Raw genomic sequence first — 16,892 nt, 5'->3', positions numbered from 1 at the left:
AAACGAGCCGGTGAATCGTTGGGAGTCTCGTTGAGCGGCCCGCTGAGCACGCTGATCCTCGCCGCGGGTGAGGGCACCCGCATGCGTTCCTCCACCCCGAAGGTGCTGCACCCGATCGCCGGGCGCCCCCTCGTGGAGCACGCCGTCCGCGCCGCGGCCGGCCTGAACCCCGAACACCTGGTCGTGGTCATCGGCCACGGCCGCGAAGCGGTCGGCACGGAGCTGGCGCGCGTCGGCGAAGCGCTGGGCCGCGAGGTGACCACCGCCGTGCAGGCGGAGCAGAAGGGCACCGGCCACGCGGTGTCGTGCGCGCTGCACGAACTGCCGGCGGGTCTCACCGGCACGGTGCTCGTGAGCTACGGCGACGTGCCGCTGCTCGACACCACCACCCTCGCCGCGCTGCTGGCCGAGCACACCGGTTCGGGCAACGCGGTCACCGTGCTCACCGCCGTGGTCGAGAACCCGGCGGGGTACGGCCGCATCGTGCGCGACGCCCGCGGCGCCGTGAGCTCGATCGTCGAGCACAAGGACGCGACGCCGGAGCAGCACGAGATCACCGAGATCAACTCGGGTGTCTACGCGTTCGACGCCGCGGTGCTCTCCGACGGCCTGTCGCGGCTGTCGACGGACAACGCGCAGGGCGAGCTGTACCTGACCGACGTGCTGGGCATCGCGCACCACGACGGCAAGGGGGTCGGCGCGCTCGTGGTCGACGACCCGTGGGTCACCGAGGGCGTGAACGACCGCGTGCAGCTGGCGACGCTGGGCGCGGAGTACAACCGCCGGATCGTGCGCCGCTGGCAGCGCGAGGGCGTGACCGTGACCGACCCGAACACCACGTGGATCGGGGCCGACGTGACGCTGTCGCGTGACGTCACGCTGGAGCCGAACACGCAGCTCAAGGGCACCACGTCCGTCGGTGAGGGCTCGCTGGTGGGCCCGGACACGACGCTGGTGAACGTGACGGTGGGCGCGGGCGCGTCCGTGGTGCGCGTGCACGCCGACGACTCCGAGCTGGGCGATGGCGTGAACGTCGGCCCGTACACCTACCTGCGGCCGGGCACGAAGCTCGGCGCCAAGGGCAAGCTGGGCGCGTTCGTGGAGACGAAGAACGCGCAGATCGGCACCGGGACCAAGGTGCCGCACCTCACGTACGTGGGCGACGCGACCGTCGGCGACCACAGCAACATCGGCTGCTCCAGCGTCTTCGTGAACTACGACGGCGTGAACAAGCACCGCACGGTGGTCGGGTCCCACGTCCGGCTTGGTGCGGACAACACGCTCGTCGCGCCGGTGCGGATCGGTGACGGCGCTTACAGTGGAGCGGGTGCGGTGATCCGGGACGACGTGCCGCCTGGTGCACTTGCGCTCTCGGCGGGGCCGCAGCGCAACGTCGAGGGCTGGGCGGTCCGGCGCAGGCCGGGCACGCCGGCGGCGGAAGCGGCGGAAGCCGCCCTCGCCGCGAGTGAGGACACCGCCGTGTCCGTGTCGGAAGCAGGAAACGACGGGGAGTCGCCAGCATGAGTCCGAAGTCAGGTACGCCGAAGAAGAATCTGATGCTCTTCTCCGGCCGGGCGCACCAGGAGCTCGCGGAAGAGGTCGCCAAGCACCTCAACGTGACGATCACCCCGCAGACCGCGCACACGTTCGCCAACGGCGAGCTGTTCGTGCGGTTCGAGGAGTCCGTCCGCGGCACCGACGCCTTCGTGATCCAGGCGCACACCACGCCGATCAACGAGTACGTGATGGAACAGCTGATCATGGTCGACGCGCTGAAGCGCGCTTCGGCGAAGCGGATCACCGTGGTCATGCCGTTCTACCCGTACGCGCGCCAGGACAAGAAGCACAAGGGCCGCGAGCCGATCTCGGCGCGGCTCATCGCGGACCTGTTCAAGACCGCGGGCGCGGACCGGATCATGACCGTGGACCTGCACACCGCGCAGATCCAGGGCTTCTTCGACGGCCCGGTCGACCACCTGATGGCGCAGTCCGTGCTGGCCGACCACATCAAGGCCACCTACGGCGACGCGGACATCACGGTCGTTTCGCCCGACTCGGGCCGCGTGCGGCTGGCGGAGAAGTGGGCGCAGCAGCTGGGTGACCGGCCGATCGCGTTCATCCACAAGACGCGCGACCCGGACAAGCCGAACCAGGCCGTGGCCAACCGCGTGGTCGGCAAGGTCGAGGGCAAGCTCTGCGTGCTGATCGACGACATGATCGACACCGGCGGCACGATCGTGAAGGCCACCGAGGCGCTGATCGACGAGGGCGCCGCCGACGTCGTCATCGCGACCACCCACGGCATCCTGTCCGACCCGGCGACCGAGCGACTCTCGCAGTGCAAGGCCCGCGAGGTCATCGTCACCAACTCCCTGCCGATCCCCGAAGAGAAGCGCTTCCCGGGACTGACGGTCCTCTCGATCGCGCCGATGCTCGCCGAGGCCATCCAGCAGGTCTTCGAAGACGGCTCGGTGACGTCCCTGTTCGACGGCGCCGCCTGAGTTTCTCCCCTTTCGCCGTCGGCGGACTCCGGTCCGCCGACGGCGAAAGTGTGTTCGCGGCCTGAGCTACTTCCCGCTCGGCACCGGCGCGAGGTGGTCGATCAGCCCGTACTCGACCGCCTCGGCCGGACGACTTCGCAGGTCCACTTGTCGACCAGCTCGCGCTGAGTCAGTGACGGCTTCGACGGTTCTTGGGGAAGCCGCAACGCGACGATCGCGTGCAGCAGGTGAACCGCTTGCCGCGTGCCCCGCTCGAGACGATCAGCTGCGCCACACCGGCGACCTGCCCGACTTCCCGGGCCGCCCGGGCGGCGACCGCGGAAGCCGGCTCTTCCGCGTCCTTCACCGGCGAGCCATCGGTTCACCCGCGGCGAACTCTGTCCCCAGATCGCGGCCGGGCCGCTAGCTTCGCTGCATGGGGAAGTTCAAGTTCGGAGTCAGCCTGCGGTCCGTGACGTCGTCGTTCGCCGATCAGTGCCGGCGGGCCGAGGAGCTCGGGTACGACGCGATCAGCGTGCCCGACCACCTGGGGGCCGGGCGGCCGGCGCCGTTCCCGGCGCTCGTGGCCGCGGCGGCGGTGACGTCGCGGCCGCTGGTGGGGACGCTCGTGTCGAACCTGCCGTTCTACAACGTCGCGTTGTTCGCGCGGGACGTCGAGAGCACGCACGTGCTGACGGACGGCCGGCTCGAGCTCGGGCTGGGGTCCGGGCACATGAAGGCCGAGTTCGACGAAGCGCGGCTGCCGTGGCTGAAGGCGGCGGACCGGATCGCGTTCCTGCGCGACGGACTGGCCGAGCTGCGCTCGCGGCTGGAGACCGTGCCGCGGCTGCTGATCGCGGGCAACAGCGACGGGGTGCTCGCGCTGGCGGCGGCCGAGGCCGACGTCGTGGGGTTCGCCGGGCTGCGGCAGGCGCCGGGCAAACCACCGGGCACGTTCGTGCTCGACCCGGCGCCGGCGATGGACGAGCGCGTCGCGTACTTCCGGTCGCTGGCCGGTGATCGGGACGTCGAGTACAACCTGCTCGTGCAGCGAGTGGTCGTGACCACCGACCGCCGGGCCGCGGCCGAGGAGTGGCAGTCGCTGACCGAGCCCGAGCCGGGTGTCGACGAGCTGCTCGAAACACCGCAGCTGCTGTTCGGCACCGTGGACGAGATCGCCGAGCAGCTCGTGAAGCGCCGGGAACGCTGGGGCTTCTCCTACATCACCGTGTTCGACTCGATGATGGAGGCTCTCGCACCCGTGGTCGCTCAGCTGCGCGGAGCCTGATCTCCTTGCCCCTCAAGGCTTTCCGCGGCTGAGCGCACCTTCGCCACGGCGTCGCCCGCGATCAGCGTCAGCACGCGCCCGAGCAGGCCTTCCGGGACGGCCTCGTCGTCGATGTCGGCTTCGACGGCGAGGCCGTTGCTCAGCGCCAGCAGGACCACGGCGAACTCCTCGGACGGCAGGGGCAGCGTCACGTCGAAACCGGCGGCGAGCCGGTCGAGCGCCGCGGCGATCGTCTGCCGGACGGCGCGGCGGCGCTCGCGCAGAGCGGCGCGGCGGTCGGCGTCGTGGTGGGCCATGGCGAAGAACTCGGCGAGCAGGCGGTGCCAGACGGCGTCCGCGCGCATCTCGTGCATCAGCACGGCGGCGACCTCGGCCAGCCCCGTCGCGCCGTCGCCCGCCGCCGCGAAGCCCGCCAGGCTGGCCTCCAGCCGGTGCACGGCGTGCTCCTCCATGAGCGCCAGCACCAATTCGTCCTTCGACGCGAAACTGGAGTAGACCGCGCCCTTCGTGAGGCCCGCGGCGGCCGCGACCTCCGTGAGCTTCGTGGCCGCGATGCCCTTGTCGCCGAACACCTCGAACGCCGCGTCGAGGACCCGACGGCGTGTTTCGGCGCGGGTCGGCCGCGTGCGCATCCTCGCGAATCCTCCCTGGTCAGGGGCTTGACTTTCGCCGCCGCAACTCAATACCTTCAGGTATCCAATACCCGGAGGTATTCGATGTCAAGACGGCCGCCGCGCTGAGTCCACTGTGGACCCAGCGCGGCGGGACGGCCGGCGCTACTCTTCGCGCGACCGATCTTCTCCCGCCCCCGTCGACCATCGGCAACGACGCCGAGGAAGGACCTCTCGCATGAGGACACGATTGCGGACGAAAGCGGCCGTGCTGGCCGTCGCGGCACTGGCAGTGGCCGCGTTCACGGCCGCGCCCGCCCAGGCGGCAGGCGGTGGGAACAACGACCCGTCGTGCCGGCCGAGCGCCGCGCACCCGCGGCCGGTGGTCTTCCTCCACGGCCTCGGCGCGACGTACTACGAAGACCTGAACTTCCTGCAGTCCGCGGTCGCGGCCAAGGGCTACTGCACGTTCAGCTCGACCTACGGCGCCTACCCCGAGTTCCCGGTCGTCGGCGGCCTGCGGCCGATCGCCGACTCCGCCGGTGAGATCAAGCAGTTCATCGGGCAGGTGCTCGCGGAGACCGGAGCGTCCCAAGTGGACGTCGTGGGCCACTCCGAGGGCGGCTTCCAGTCCCTGTACGTCACGAAGACGCAGGGGATCGCCGACAAGATCGGCTCGGTCGTCGCCATCGCGCCGCCGACGCACGGCACCACGTTCGCCGGTCTGACGAAGCTCGCGTACCTGCTCGGCCAGGGTGAGCGCGACGCCGTCGGCAAGGCGCTGCAGACGCTCGGCTGCCCGGCCTGCGACGACCTCATCACCGACGGCTCGGCCGTCAAGACGCTCACGAACGGTCCCATCGCGCAGCCGGGCGTGCACTACACCGTGATCACGTCGCGCTTCGACGAACTCGTGACGCCGACCGACACGGCGTTCGTGCGCGAGCCGGGGGTGGTGAACGAGTACGTCCAGGACACCTGCCCGTTCGACCCCGTCGGGCACATCGGGGAGGCCTACGACCTCAACGTCTGGAACCTCGTGACCAACGCCCTCGACCCGGCGCACGCCACGAAGTTCTTCTGCACGGCCGGTTCGCCGGGCTGAGCCGCGCCGGGGCCCCTCGGGTTCGAGGGGCCCCTCGCGCCGTCAGTACGCGACGGTGAACCGGCGCCGGCGGTGGCGCGGTTCGTCGATCTCGTCGAGGTAGGCGATCGCGAGGTCGGCGCCGCTGATGTGCGAGTGGCCGTCGTCGCCGGACAGCAGGACGTCGCCGCCCACGCGGAACTTCCCGGTGCGCTCACCCGCGTTCCACGCGCCGAATTCGGCGGCCGGGCTGACGTAGAACCAGTCGACGTCACCGGGCAGCTGCTCGAGCGCCGCCAGCACCTCGGCGTGGCTGCCGGCCTCCGGCTTGTACTCCGCGGGGAACTCCGGCGTGTCGATCAGCCGCGGCCCGCCTTCGGCCACGCGCAGCGAACCCGCGCCGCCGACGAACGAGAGCCGCGCACCGGCCGCCCGCGCCGCGTCGACCAGCGTCGGCAACGCGTCGAGCAGGCTCTTGCCCTCCTCGTTCGCCCGGCCCGGCGTCGCCACCACGATCACGTCGGCACCCTTGGTCGCGTCGGCCACGAACCCGGCGTCGTGCATCGACCCCGCCCGCGCCTCGATCTCGGCCGGCAGCCCGTCCGCCTTCCGCGCCACGCCCGTGACGGCGTGCCCGCGCCTCAGCGCCTCCTCCGTGATCCGGCCGCCCGCGTACCCCGTCGCGCCGAACACCACCAGCTTGCTCATGTTTCCCGCTCCCTCTGGTTGAACTCTCAACGAGGGCGAGGGTAGAGACCGAAGATCCGCTACTTCAACGAAACCAACGCACCGCCGGGTAGGCGTGCAGGTCAACCACCCAGCGCGGCGAACGACTGCGTGAGCTTCGCCTTCACCGCGTTCACGTCGACGGGGACGTGCACCTCGCCCACGGCCGTCGGCTTGGCCAGGACCTGGTAGCTCGCCGTGCGGTTGGGGAGGGTGAACTTCACGGAGCACGACATGGTGAGCGTCGCGTCGGCGGCGGCGTCGCCCTGCGTGGTGCAGGTCTTGGAGCCCAGCGCGTCGGCGCTGATCTCGATGGTCAGCGTGATGTGGACGGTCGGCGTGGCACCCGGGCCGTTGCCGACGACGCTGTTGGTGACGTCGACCGTGGCGGTGCAGGAGCCGACGAAGTCCTGGCAGTCGAGGCGGTCGTTGGTGACCACCACGCTCGACTGCGCGAGCCCGTCGAACGGCGTCCCGAGCCCGCCGACGGTGGCGACGAAGTCCGTGTGGAACTTCTTGAGCGCGTCGCCGGTCAGCGCCTTCACCTGGAAGCCGGTGCCGAGCTTCGCGCCGCCCAGCGGGTCGAGCAGCGCCGGCGCGAACGAGACCAGGCGGTAGGGCTTCGCGGTCGTCACCTGCAGGTCGCCGAGGCCGCCGCCGAGCTGGTAGACCTCCGTGCCGTCGTCGAGCTTGCGCTTCACCGGGTCGGCCGTCTGGTTGAGACTCGACAACGATTTGCGCAGCCCGGCCGCGAGCTGGTCCGGCGCGAGCCGCTTGGCGGGGTCCATCGGCAGCTCCGTGCCGACGGTGTGCACCCAGCCCGTGCCGAACTGCGCGCTGTCCTCTTCGAGACCGTGGGACTTCCAGTAGTCGGCGTCGGCGGAGAGGTAGAGCTCACCCGCGGGCTCGGTGACCTGCACGATGTGACCTTCGAACGGCAGCGCGCCGAACCCGTCGCCGTCGCGCGTGATGCGGTAACCGAGACCGATCGGCTTGCCCGACGCGTCCTTCACCGTGGTGTCGAACTCCAGCGCGGGCGCCCGGTCCAGCGCCTCCAACGCGCCGAGCACGGCGTCTCGCTGCTCACTCAGCCGATCGGCTTTCTGCTGGTCAGCGGCCGAAACACCCGCCGAACCCCGGACGGCGATCTGGCAGCCCGCGAGGACCCCACAAAGCAGCACGACCGCCACGGCGGTCCATCGAGCCCGCATTCTCGCCCCTCTTTTCCGCGGAATCATCCCATGCCCGCGGCACGCGCCTGCACCACCGGAATTGTGTCGTCACCCGGCGGCAGAACCAAGGTTTAGTCGTGCGGGGCCACCCGCCGCAAGCTCCTTGTGCGACGAGGGTTTACACTTCTCGAGTTGTCTCGGCGAGGCGGGTGCACCCTGGGGTGCCCAGCGTGATCGACGCGGCGGCTCGAGAAGCCCCGTGGAGCGTTCACGCCCGGAAACTCGCCGCCGTACGCAGCCGATTTTGAAGAACACCGCCATGAAGCAGAGATCGACGATCCCCGCCGCCACCTGCTGCACCGATTTGTGATTTGAAGGAGTGCTACACCGTGTCCGAGGTACGTCTTACCGTCGAGCCGCGCACCGAGTTCGGCAAGGGCGCCGCGCGACGCACCCGTCGCGCCGGCAAGATCCCCGCGGTCCTCTACGGGCACGGCTCGGACCCGCGGCACTTCGCGCTGCCGGCCCTCGAGTTCGCCCGCGTCGTGCGTGAGAACGGCTCCAACGCCGTCATCACCCTCGACCTGGAGGGCTCCAGCGAGCTCGCGTTGACGAAGACCATCGTCGTGCACCCGCTGAAGAACTACATCGAGCACGTCGACCTGCTGGTCGTGCGCCGTGGTGAGAAGGTCACCGTCGACGTGCCGGTCGTCGTCACCGGCACCGCCGCCCCGGGCACCCTGGTGAACCAGGACCTCGACGCCATCCAGGTCGAGGTCGAGGCGCTGCACATCCCGGACCAGGTCGAGGTTTCGGTCGAGGGCCTCGAGGTCGGCACCCAGATCACCGCCGCCGAGATCACGCTGCCGCGCGGCGCGGAGCTGGTCACCGACGGCGAGGCGCTGGTCGTGGCCATCAGCGAGCCGCAGCGTGAGGAGGTCTCCGAGGAGGAGACCGTCGAAGCCGGCGAGGCTCCGGCCGAGGAAGCCGAATAAACTCACCTCGTGAGTGAAGACCTGCCCGGGGCCGGCGAGCTGATCCTGCTCGCCGGCCTCGGCAATCCCGGGCCCCAGTACGCCGGCAACCGGCACAACGTCGGTTTCATGGTGCTGGACGAGCTCGCCGGCCGGATCGGCGGCAAGTTCAAGGCGCACAAGACCGGGGGCGAAGTGCTCGAGGGGCGGCTCGCCGGGCAGCGCGTGGTGCTGATGAAGCCGCGGTCGTTCATGAACCTCTCCGGCGGCCCCGTGGTGGGTGCCGCCCGGTTCTTCAAGATCCCGCCGTCGGGTGTCGTCGTGGTGCACGACGAGCTGGACGTGCCGTTCGGCGGCCTGAAGTTGAAGCTCGGCGGCGGCGACAACGGCCACAACGGCCTCCGGTCCATCACGAAGTCGCTGGGCACGCGTGACTACTACCGCGTGCGCGTCGGCATCGGCCGCCCGCCGGGCCGCCAGGACCCGGCCGATTTCGTGTTGAAGGACTTCTCGACGGTCGAGCGCAAGGAGCTCCCGTTCGAGGTGTCGACCGCCGCGGACGCGGTCGAGGCGCTCGTCGCGAAGGGACTCACCGCGGCGCAGAACGAGTTCCACGCGGGTTGAGCACCCGGTTGCTCTCTGTGAGTGATATTGGGTAGCGGTGCGTAGTTTTCCCTCACTCGATGGGCGGCTCATGGGGGCCTGATCGAGTCGTCCCGGCGCGCTCGGCCTTCCCGCCGCCCCGGTGACCGGTTAGGACGGAATGCGGGAGTTCGCAGACCGACCCTGAATCGGAGAATGTTTCATGTCGTTTACCGCCGAGGACCTCACCGAGGTCACCTTCGGTAACGCCCCGATCGGCCGCCGTGGTTACGCGAAACACGAGGTCGACGATTTCCTGCGGCGCATCGCGAAAACGATCGCCGCCGAGGACGACCTCACCGCAGCGGAAGTCCACCACGTGATGTTCTCCAAGCCGCTCATCGGCAAGCGCGGCTACGACGAACGCGAAGTCGACGATTTCCTCGACGTCGTGGAAGCCCAGCTCGCCGACCTGTCGGGCCGTCGGGCGCCTTCGGTGCCCGGCGCGCGCGGTGCCGGGGAGGCTACTTCTGCGCGGGCTCCGCGGCCTTCGGGTTTTGAGCCTTCGGGCTCGGGTTCGAGCTCGGGTGCTGAGCCTTCGCCGCAGTCCGATTCCGGGGAGGCTGCCGAACACCTCCAGTAGCCCGATGGGGCGCTAACGGTCCCTCCGCGCCGTTCCCCCGCGGCGCTTTCCCTTCTTCCGACCAACCCCGCCCTCCGGACTCCCGAACCCCGAACGCCGAACCGGCCCGCTCAGCTTCACGAGCGGGCCGGTTCTTTGTGTGGTGTCTCCTGGTTGCCTTCGCGGTGGCGTGCGGGTTCTTTGCGCGCTGCCGTCCCGCCACCGTCGCAGCAGGGCACGGGTTCTTCGCACGCCGCCTTCCCACCGTCTGCGCGGCAAGGCGCAGGCTCTTCGGACGCCGCCGCCTCACCGCCTTCACCCCAGGGCACGAGCTCTTCGCACGCCGCCGCCCCACCGCCTCCACCCCAGGGCACGAGCTCTTTCGCACACCGCCATCCCACCGCCTTCACGGCAACTCGCAGGCCATTTCTTTGCACTTGCGAGCACCCAGCCTCCCTCGCTTTGGCTTACTTTCTCCTCCCGACCAGCGGACTTCTCCTCGTTCCGCGCCTGTCCACAGTGCACCCGAGTTGTGGACAACCCACCCCTGACCTGCACCGATCCCCCGAACCTGTCGGGGGTCGCCGATAGACTGGAGCGGGGACGCCCCCCAAGGGAGGGCGGGGGCATGTCCGCCCGGGCCATGATCGAAACTCAGCGTTCGGCGGCGGCCGCGCGGACAAGCGGGGACGGCACCGCCATCGTGAGGCAGGCGGGGCCGGCGAAGCGCGTGAGAAGTGCGGGCGGCCGGTGGAGCGAGGACATCTGGGGCGCTGACCCGGGCGGCCACGGCTGGCCGGTGGTGAAGCGGCCGAGGTGGGTCGAAAGCCGAGCAGTGCGGTGGTTGCGCGCCCGGGATCGGCGAGCGAGCAGCAGCGACCGCGGAAGTCCCGGTAGCGGTACAGCGTCAGCACGGAAATCCAGGGCCGAGCCAAGCCTGCGGCGACCGCTGTGGTCCCGGCAGCGGTGGAGAGGCAATAACGAAATCCCAGGAATAGCCAAGCCGGCCGCGTAAGCCGAGGTGCCGGGCCGGGAGTCACCGCCCTGCTGCAGCCGCGCGGAAGGCGGTGGCGACGGCGCGCACGGCGGGGTGCTGGGAGGCACCGGGGCGGTGCGCGAGGCGGGTGCGGCGGGAGAGTGGCATCCGCGTCAGGACGACGCCGGCGGGAGGGTCGGCGACGCCCAGTTCCGGGACCAGTGCGACGCCCTGGCCGGCGGCGACGAGGGCCAGCACGGTCGCGAAGTCGTCCACCTGGTGGCGCACCGAGGGCTCGAAGCCGGCGGCGGCGCAGGCGCGTTCGGTCATGCGGCGGCACTCCGTGCCGGGCGTCGCGACGATCCACGCGGCGTCGCGGCAGGAGGCGAGGTCCGGGGTCGGCGAGGGGGCGGCGAGGTACATGGGCTCTGTCCACAGGAGAGGTTCGTCCAAAGCCGGGGTGAGGTCGTAGTCGTGGACGAGGGCGACGTCGAGGGTGCCCGCGCGGAGGGCGTCGGCGACGGCGGCGGGGTCGAGCTCCACGAGGTGGGGCGTCAGGGCCGGGTGGGCGGATGCCAAGCCGGCCAGGGCGGAAGCCAGCAGGGTGCGGCCGGCGCTCGGGAAGGTGCCGATGCGCACCGGGCCGGCGAGGCCGGCGCGGGCGTTGTCGAGATCAGCTCGGGCGCGTTCCAGCTGGGCCAGGACGAGCGAAGCGTGCTCGACCAGGCCGCGGCCCGCCGGCGTCAGGGTGACGGTGCGGCCGGTGCGTTCGAGCAGCGGCAGACCGGCCTCGCGTTCGAGGGCCGACAGCTGCTGCGAGACCGCCGAAGGCGTGAACGCAAGCGCTTGCGCAACCGCGACGATCGTCCCGCGGTGGGCGAGTTCGACGAGCAGGCGCAGGCGGCGCACGTCCAGCATCAGTTCAGCTTAAGCTCAAGGCCACGATCGCGAACTGGACCTGCACGATCAGCGCGAGCCACCCTTGTCCCATGGAACTGCACGGGATCCTCGTCCCGCTCATCACGCCGTTCGACGAAGGCGGCCGGGTCGCGGTGGACGCGCTGGAGAAGCTCGCCCACGAGGTGCTCGAAGACGGCGCGACGGGACTCGTCGCGCTGGGGACGACCGGTGAACCCGGGTCGCTGGACGCCGTCGAGAAAGAACTGGTCGTCGAGGTGTGCGCGGGGGTGTGCCGCGAGCACGACGCGGCACTGGTGGTCGGCGCGGCCGACCCGGCGGAGCTCGAACCGCGCCCCGAGATCACGGCGGCGCTGGTGCCCGTGCCGCCGTTCACGCGGCCCGGCGAGGCCGGCGTCCGGGCGCACTTCGAGCGGCTCGCGGCCACCACGCCGGTGCCGATCGTCGTCTACCACGTGCCCTACCGCACGGCGCAGCCGCTGAGCGCCCACACCCTGCGTGAGCTGGGCAAACTCCCCCGGATCGTCGGCGTCAAACTCGCCACGGGAGCCGTCGACCACGACGCCGTCGACCTGCTCGGCGACTGTCCGCCGGACTTCGCCGTGCTGGCCGGGGACGACGTGGTGGCGGGACCGCTCATGGCGCTCGGCGCGCGCGGTGGCATCCTCGCGTCGGCGCACCTCGACACGAAGGACTTCGTCGCGCTCGCCGACGCGTGGGCGCGCGGCGACGTCGCCCAGGCCCGCGAACGAGGTGCCGCGCTCGCGAAGCTGTCGGCCGCCGCGTTCGCCGAGCCGAACCCGACCGTCCTCAAAGGAGCGTTGCACGCCCTGGGCCGGATCCCGGCCCCGGACGTGCGGCTGCCCCTGCTGCCCGCGGCGCCGGCCGCGGTGGAAACGCTGCTCAGTCTTCGGCGTGGTGCGCGATCTTGTCCGCGTACTGAACCGCCGTCGCAGCTCGTTTGACCTTGCCCGACGGCGTTTTCGGCAGGCTGCCGGCCGGCAGCACGACCACGGCGAACGGCCGCATGTCCACGGCGTCGCGCACGCGCGCCGCGACCTGCTTGGCCAGCGCGCGTTCCGCGTCGGCGTCACCGGCCAGTTTGGACTCCACGACCACGGCGAAGCGCTCGCGGCGGCTGCCCGCGTCGAGGCGCACGGCGACGGCGTTGCCGGCCCGCACCCCCTCGACGGAAGTCGCCGCGCGTTCGATGTCGGTCGGGTAGAGGTTGCGGCCGCCCATGATGATGACGTCCTTGCGGCGCCCGCAGATCACGATCTGGCCGTCGACGAGGTACCCGAGGTCGCCGGTCAGCATCCAGCCGTCGGCGTCCTGCGTGTCCAGCGGGCCGTCGACGGTCAGGTACCCCGGCGTCACGGCCGGGCCGCGCAGCCGGATCTCGCCGACCTGCCGGTCGCCGAGCACGGTGCCCGCCGAGTCGACGATGCTCGCCTCCAGCCCGTCGAGCGGACGGCCCAGCAGCGCGAACGAGCGCACCTCGTCCGTGCCGCGCCGCGGGTCACCCCCGGGCACCGGGACGGCGCGGTCGTCGGCCTCCAGCGCGTCGGCCTCCACCACGTCCAGCGTCAGGCCCGTGAACAGCGGCGCGAACGACACGGCGAGCGTCGCCTCCGCCATGCCGTAGGCCGGGAACACGCACTCCGCCGGCATCTTGAAGCGGGCGCCCGCGTCGACGAAGGTCTGCACCGCCGTCTCGTCGATCGGCTCCGCGCCGTTCAGCGCGATGCGCAGCTTCGACAGGTCGTAGGCGTTGTCGTCCTCGACGCGCGCCATGCGCCGCCCGACGATCGCGTACGCGAAGTTCGGCGCGGCCGTGGTCGTGCCGTTGTACTTGGAGATCAGCTCGGGCCAGATCAGCGGACCGGTGAGGAACTCGACCGGCGTGATCTTGACCAGCTCCACGCCGAACGTCATCGGCACCGTCAGGAAGCCGACCATGCCCATGTCGTGGAACGTCGGCAGCCACGAGACCATCACGTCGACGTCGAAGTCGAACTCCGCGCGGTCGACCATCGCCTTGACGTTGGTGTAGAGGTTGCCGTAGGTGATCCGCACGGCCTTCGGCTCGGCCGTCGAACCGCTGGTGAGCTGCAGCAGCGCGGTGTCGTCCTCACCGGTCGGCACGACGTCCGCGAGCGGCTCCGACTCGGCCAGCTCCGTGATCAGCCGGTGGTTGATGCCCTTCTCCGCGAGCACGGGCGCGAGCTGGTCGAACGGCTCGCCCAGCAGCACCAGCCCGGCGTCGATCATCTCGAGCACCTTCACGGTGTCCTCGGCCCACTCGCCGAGGTCCGTGCGCGCCGTCGGCTGGTGCAGCATGGTCACGCTGCCGCCCGCGAGCCACACGGCCTGCACGGTCGGCGCGATGAGCACCGGCGCCGCGGCCAGCACGGCCACCGCGCTGCCGGGCTCCAGCCCGCCCGCGACCAACCCGCCCGCGATCCTCCTGGCCTGGCCGTGGACCTCCGCCCACGTCCGGCGCACCGGCTCCTTGGGCTCCCCCGTGACCATGCCGCGCTGCTGACCCCGCCCCGTCGCCGTTGCGACGAGCGTGTCCACGAACCGACTCATGGGCGTCAGATTACTGTCTGGTTGTCAACGCGCGCCCGCGGTGGCGTGAACAGCGTCGATCGGCCCCGGTCAGTCGAGCAGTTCGGATGTCTCCAGCCACCGGGCCTCCACGTCGTCCTTCTCCGCGTGCAGGGCTTTCAGCTCGGTGTTCAGTGCGATGAGCCGATCCGGATCGGTGGCGGCTTCCAGCAGCGCCGCGTGGAGCTTCTCCTCGCGGGTGGCCAGCTGGTCGAGCTTGCGCTCCAGCCGGCCGAGTTCCTTCTGCGCCGCACGGATCTCCGCGGCGCTGCGCTTGGCCTCGGCCTTCTCCGGAGCGACAGCGGCGTCGCGGCGCGGGACCACGGAGCGCAGCGTCTGGCGGCGGCTCAGGTACTCGTCGATGCCGCCGGGCAGGTGCGTGACGCGGCCGTCGCCGAAGAGGGCGTACGTGGCGTCGCAGACGCGTTCGACGAGGTAGCGGTCGTGGGAGACCACGACCATCGTGCCGGGCCAGCCGTCGAGGAGGTCTTCGAGCTGTTGCAGGGTGTCGATGTCCAGGTCGTTGGTGGGCTCGTCGAGCAGCAGCACGTTGGGCTCGGCCATGAGCAGCCGGCACAACTGCAGCCGGCGCCGCTCGCCGCCGGAGAGGTCGCCGACGGGGGTCCACTGGCGTTCGGCCGGGAAGCCGAGCTTTTCGCCGAGCTGCGACGCCGTCATCTCCTGCTTGCCGAACACCACGCGCCCGGCCACCTGCTCGATCGCCTGCAGCACGCGCAAGTCCGCGGGCAGGTCGTCGAGCTCTTGGCGCAGGTGCGCGAGCGCGACGGTCTTGCCCTCGATGCGCCGCCCCGTCTCGGGTTCGACGTCGCCGCCCAGCAGTTTGAGCAGTGAGGTCTTGCCGGAGCCGTTGACGCCGACGAGACCGATCCGGTCACCCGGCCCGACGCGCCACGTCACGTGGTCGAGCAGGGATCGCGAACCGACGTGCAGCGAAACGTCCTCCAGCTCCACCACCGTCTTGCCGAGGCGGCGCTTGGCGAACGCCATCAGCTCCACGGTGTCGCGCGGCGGCGGCACGTCCGCGATCAGCGCCTCGGCCGCTTCGACGCGGTAGCGCGGCTTCGACGAACGCGCCTGCGGGCCACGGCGCAGCCACGCCAGCTCCTTGCGCGCCAGGTTCTGCCGCTTCTCCTCGGCCGTCGCGGCCAGCCGCGCGCGCTCGGCGCGCGCGAAGATCCAGTCGGCGTAACCACCTTCGTACTGTTCGACGCGGCCGTTCGCGACCTCCCACGTGAGGCTCGCGACCGTGTCGAGGAACCACCGGTCGTGGGTCACGACCACGACCGCGATGCGGCGCGCGAGCAGGTGGTCGGCGAGCCAGCGCACCCCCTCGATGTCGAGGTGGTTGGTGGGCTCGTCGAGCACCACGAGGTCGAGCTCGCCGGTGAGCGCCGCGGCCAGCGCGACGCGCCGGCGTTCACCACCGGACAGGTTCGTGGTCGGGGTGTCCAAGCCGATGACGGTGATGCCGAGACCGTCCACAATAGACCGGACGCGCGCGTCGGCGGCCCACTCGTGCTCGGCGCCGTAGCGGGCCAGCACGACGTCGCCGACCGTGCTGCCCGGCGGCAGCTCCGTCCGCTGCGTGACGACCGCCATGCGCAGGTCCCGCACGTGGCTCACGCGGCCGGAATCCGGCTCGGCCAAGCCGGACAGCACTTCCAGGAGCGTGGTCTTGCCGCCGCCGTTGAGACCGACGACGCCGATGCGCTGGCCGGCCGCGACACCGAGCGAAACACCGTCCAGCAACGGTTTCACGCCGTACGACTTGCTCACCGACTCCAGGTTGACCAAGTTGGCCATCCGCTTCAGCCGATCCTTTCCACAGTGGACTCGATACTCACGCGTGCACGCGCGGGGGCGCGTTGCGCGGGGCGTCGTCGCCGCCGACCACGCGAGCGCCCGGCACGGGGCCGTGGGCGACGCGCACCGTGCGGCACACGCCGGCACCTGACAGCTCCGCGGCCACCTCGACCGCCGTCTGCGCGTCGGCGCAGAGGAACGCGCACGTCGGCCCGGAGCCCGACACGCAGCCGGCGAGCGCGCCGGCGTTCACGCCCGCGCGCAACGTGCGGCGCAGGCCCGGCCGCAGCGAAACGGCCGCCGCCTGCAGGTCGTTGCCCAGCAGCAGCGCGAGCTGGCGCGGGTCACCCGACGCGAGGGCTTCGACCACGGGGGTGTGGGAGCCGATGCGCGGCGGGTTGCCGTCGGCGCGCAGCCGGTCGAGCTCACCGAACACCTTCGGCGTCGACAAGCCTTCGGTGTCGAACGCGAGCACCCAGTGGAACGTGTGCCGCGACAGCACGGGCACGAGCTGCTCGCCGCGGCCGGTGCCGAGCGCGGTGCCGCCGTAGAGGGCGAAGGGGACGTCGCTGCCGAGCTTGCCGGCGATGGCCGCCAGCTCGTCGCGCGTCACGTCGAGCTTCCACAGCGAGGCCAGGCCCACGAGCGTCGCGGCCGCGTCGGCGCTGCCGCCCGCCATGCCGCCGGCGACCGGGATGCCCTTGCGCAGCACGATCCGCACCTTCGGGTCGGTGCCTTCCTGGCGGCCGGCGTAGGACGAGAGCTCCTGGGCCGCGCGCCACGCGAGGTTGGTGGCGTCGGTGGGCACCGAGCCCTCCCCCTCGCCGTACACCTCGAGCCCCGGTTCTTCGGTCGCGGCGACGGTCACCTCGTCCGTGAGCGAAAGCGCCTGGAAGACGGTGACCAAGTCGTGGTAACCGTCCTCGCGCAGGTCACCGATGGCCAGGTGCAGGTTGACCTTGGCCGGGACCCGGACGGTGACTGGTGGTGGTACGACGGCGAGCACCCGTCCAGCCTACGTGGCC

The 16,892-nt window shown here is 71.1% G+C and carries 15 protein-coding genes; 8 read left to right on the top strand and 7 right to left on the bottom strand.

Annotated elements, in window-relative coordinates; all coding sequences use genetic code 11:
- Positions 1-30: 30 nt before the first annotated feature.
- From glmU to ACIA77_RS15935, 3 genes are all read left to right on the top strand, one after another.
- Positions 31-1,524: a bifunctional UDP-N-acetylglucosamine diphosphorylase/glucosamine-1-phosphate N-acetyltransferase GlmU gene (glmU, locus tag ACIA77_RS15945; RefSeq protein WP_395886600.1), complete on the top strand. Its 1,494-nt coding sequence runs from the start codon at positions 31-33 to the stop codon at positions 1,522-1,524.
- Positions 1,521-2,501, top strand: a complete 981-nt coding sequence (locus tag ACIA77_RS15940) for a ribose-phosphate diphosphokinase (protein WP_204093314.1) — start codon at positions 1,521-1,523, stop codon at positions 2,499-2,501. Before glmU ends, ACIA77_RS15940 begins: the two co-directional genes overlap by 4 nt.
- A 415-nt stretch (positions 2,502-2,916) precedes the next feature.
- Positions 2,917-3,768: a TIGR03621 family F420-dependent LLM class oxidoreductase gene (locus ACIA77_RS15935; protein WP_395886599.1), complete on the top strand. Its 852-nt coding sequence runs from the start codon at positions 2,917-2,919 to the stop codon at positions 3,766-3,768.
- Here the strand turns inward: ACIA77_RS15935 and ACIA77_RS15930 are convergent.
- On the bottom strand, positions 3,750-4,400 hold the full coding sequence (locus tag ACIA77_RS15930) for a TetR family transcriptional regulator (RefSeq protein WP_395886598.1): 651 nt from the start codon (positions 4,398-4,400) through the stop codon (positions 3,750-3,752). The two genes, ACIA77_RS15935 and ACIA77_RS15930, sit on opposite strands and share 19 nt — an antisense overlap.
- Positions 4,401-4,617: 217 nt before the next feature.
- Here ACIA77_RS15930 and ACIA77_RS15925 point away from each other — a divergent pair, with 217 nt between their 5' ends.
- A complete protein-coding gene (locus ACIA77_RS15925; RefSeq protein ID WP_395886597.1) occupies positions 4,618-5,484 on the top strand; it encodes an esterase/lipase family protein in 867 nt (288 codons plus the stop codon).
- A 42-nt stretch (positions 5,485-5,526) separates the two neighbouring features.
- On the opposite strand, the gene ACIA77_RS15920 is transcribed toward ACIA77_RS15925, so the two are convergent.
- Both ACIA77_RS15920 and ACIA77_RS15915 read right to left on the bottom strand, forming a co-directional pair.
- Positions 5,527-6,171, bottom strand: coding sequence for an NAD(P)-dependent oxidoreductase (locus ACIA77_RS15920; protein ID WP_395886596.1), 645 nt, complete (start codon positions 6,169-6,171; stop codon positions 5,527-5,529).
- Positions 6,172-6,272: 101 nt separating this feature from the next.
- Complete coding sequence (locus ACIA77_RS15915; RefSeq protein ID WP_395886595.1) at positions 6,273-7,400, bottom strand: hypothetical protein; 1,128 nt, start codon at positions 7,398-7,400, stop codon at positions 6,273-6,275.
- A 350-nt stretch (positions 7,401-7,750) separates the two neighbouring features.
- Between ACIA77_RS15915 and ACIA77_RS15910 the strand changes: the two genes are divergently transcribed.
- From ACIA77_RS15910 to ACIA77_RS15900, 3 genes are all read left to right on the top strand, one after another.
- Positions 7,751-8,356 carry a 50S ribosomal protein L25/general stress protein Ctc gene (locus tag ACIA77_RS15910; protein ID WP_395886594.1) on the top strand — a complete coding sequence of 202 codons (606 nt, stop codon included), beginning with the start codon at positions 7,751-7,753 and terminating at the stop codon, positions 8,354-8,356.
- 9 nt (positions 8,357-8,365) lie between these two features.
- On the top strand, positions 8,366-8,959 hold the full coding sequence (gene pth / locus ACIA77_RS15905; protein ID WP_395886593.1) for an aminoacyl-tRNA hydrolase: 594 nt from the start codon (positions 8,366-8,368) through the stop codon (positions 8,957-8,959).
- 181 nt (positions 8,960-9,140) lie between these two features.
- Positions 9,141-9,560 (top strand): DivIVA domain-containing protein, encoded by a 420-nt coding sequence (locus ACIA77_RS15900; RefSeq protein WP_395886592.1) that lies wholly within the window; start codon positions 9,141-9,143, stop codon positions 9,558-9,560.
- Positions 9,561-10,575: 1,015 nt separating this feature from the next.
- On the opposite strand, the gene ACIA77_RS15895 is transcribed toward ACIA77_RS15900, so the two are convergent.
- Positions 10,576-11,433, bottom strand: coding sequence for a LysR family transcriptional regulator (locus ACIA77_RS15895; RefSeq protein ID WP_395886591.1), 858 nt, complete (start codon positions 11,431-11,433; stop codon positions 10,576-10,578).
- Between the two features lie 71 nt (positions 11,434-11,504).
- Here ACIA77_RS15895 and ACIA77_RS15890 point away from each other — a divergent pair, with 71 nt between their 5' ends.
- Complete coding sequence (locus ACIA77_RS15890) at positions 11,505-12,398, top strand: dihydrodipicolinate synthase family protein (RefSeq protein ID WP_395886590.1); 894 nt, start codon at positions 11,505-11,507, stop codon at positions 12,396-12,398.
- Here ACIA77_RS15890 and ACIA77_RS15885 read toward each other — a convergent pair.
- From ACIA77_RS15885 to ACIA77_RS15875, 3 genes are all read right to left on the bottom strand, one after another.
- Positions 12,337-14,025, bottom strand: coding sequence for a fatty acyl-AMP ligase (locus ACIA77_RS15885; RefSeq protein WP_395886589.1), 1,689 nt, complete (start codon positions 14,023-14,025; stop codon positions 12,337-12,339). The genes ACIA77_RS15890 and ACIA77_RS15885 overlap by 62 nt on opposite strands.
- A 69-nt stretch (positions 14,026-14,094) precedes the next feature.
- Positions 14,095-15,867: an ATP-binding cassette domain-containing protein gene (locus tag ACIA77_RS15880; RefSeq protein WP_395886588.1), complete on the bottom strand. Its 1,773-nt coding sequence runs from the start codon at positions 15,865-15,867 to the stop codon at positions 14,095-14,097.
- Positions 15,868-15,904: 37 nt separating this feature from the next.
- Positions 15,905-16,873 carry a 4-(cytidine 5'-diphospho)-2-C-methyl-D-erythritol kinase gene (locus ACIA77_RS15875; protein ID WP_395886587.1) on the bottom strand — a complete coding sequence of 323 codons (969 nt, stop codon included), beginning with the start codon at positions 16,871-16,873 and terminating at the stop codon, positions 15,905-15,907.
- Between the last annotated feature and the right edge of the window lie 19 nt (positions 16,874-16,892).

This window comes from Amycolatopsis sp. NPDC051903 (assembly GCF_044452505.1).
GTDB lineage: Bacteria > Actinomycetota > Actinomycetes > Mycobacteriales > Pseudonocardiaceae > Amycolatopsis.
The sequence above is the reverse complement of the archived record's forward strand: the minus strand, read 5'-3'. Positions and strand labels throughout refer to the sequence as shown.

What these genes read in the sequence shown, in the direction of transcription:
- ACIA77_RS15940 (WP_204093314.1), top strand. Translation starts at nt 1,521, where the DNA reads ATGAGTCCGAAGTCAGGTACGCCGAAGAAGAATCTGATGCTCTTCTCC.
- ACIA77_RS15935 (WP_395886599.1), top strand. Translation starts at nt 2,917, where the DNA reads ATGGGGAAGTTCAAGTTCGGAGTCAGCCTGCGGTCCGTGACGTCGTCG.
- ACIA77_RS15930 (WP_395886598.1), bottom strand. Translation starts at nt 4,400, where the DNA reads ATGCGCACGCGGCCGACCCGCGCCGAAACACGCCGTCGGGTCCTCGAC.
- ACIA77_RS15925 (WP_395886597.1), top strand. Translation starts at nt 4,618, where the DNA reads ATGAGGACACGATTGCGGACGAAAGCGGCCGTGCTGGCCGTCGCGGCA.
- ACIA77_RS15920 (WP_395886596.1), bottom strand. Translation starts at nt 6,171, where the DNA reads ATGAGCAAGCTGGTGGTGTTCGGCGCGACGGGGTACGCGGGCGGCCGG.
- ACIA77_RS15915 (WP_395886595.1), bottom strand. Translation starts at nt 7,400, where the DNA reads ATGCGGGCTCGATGGACCGCCGTGGCGGTCGTGCTGCTTTGTGGGGTC.
- ACIA77_RS15900 (WP_395886592.1), top strand. Translation starts at nt 9,141, where the DNA reads ATGTCGTTTACCGCCGAGGACCTCACCGAGGTCACCTTCGGTAACGCC.
- ACIA77_RS15895 (WP_395886591.1), bottom strand. Translation starts at nt 11,433, where the DNA reads ATGCTGGACGTGCGCCGCCTGCGCCTGCTCGTCGAACTCGCCCACCGC.
- ACIA77_RS15890 (WP_395886590.1), top strand. Translation starts at nt 11,505, where the DNA reads ATGGAACTGCACGGGATCCTCGTCCCGCTCATCACGCCGTTCGACGAA.
- ACIA77_RS15885 (WP_395886589.1), bottom strand. Translation starts at nt 14,025, where the DNA reads ATGAGTCGGTTCGTGGACACGCTCGTCGCAACGGCGACGGGGCGGGGT.
- ACIA77_RS15880 (WP_395886588.1), bottom strand. Translation starts at nt 15,867, where the DNA reads ATGGCCAACTTGGTCAACCTGGAGTCGGTGAGCAAGTCGTACGGCGTG.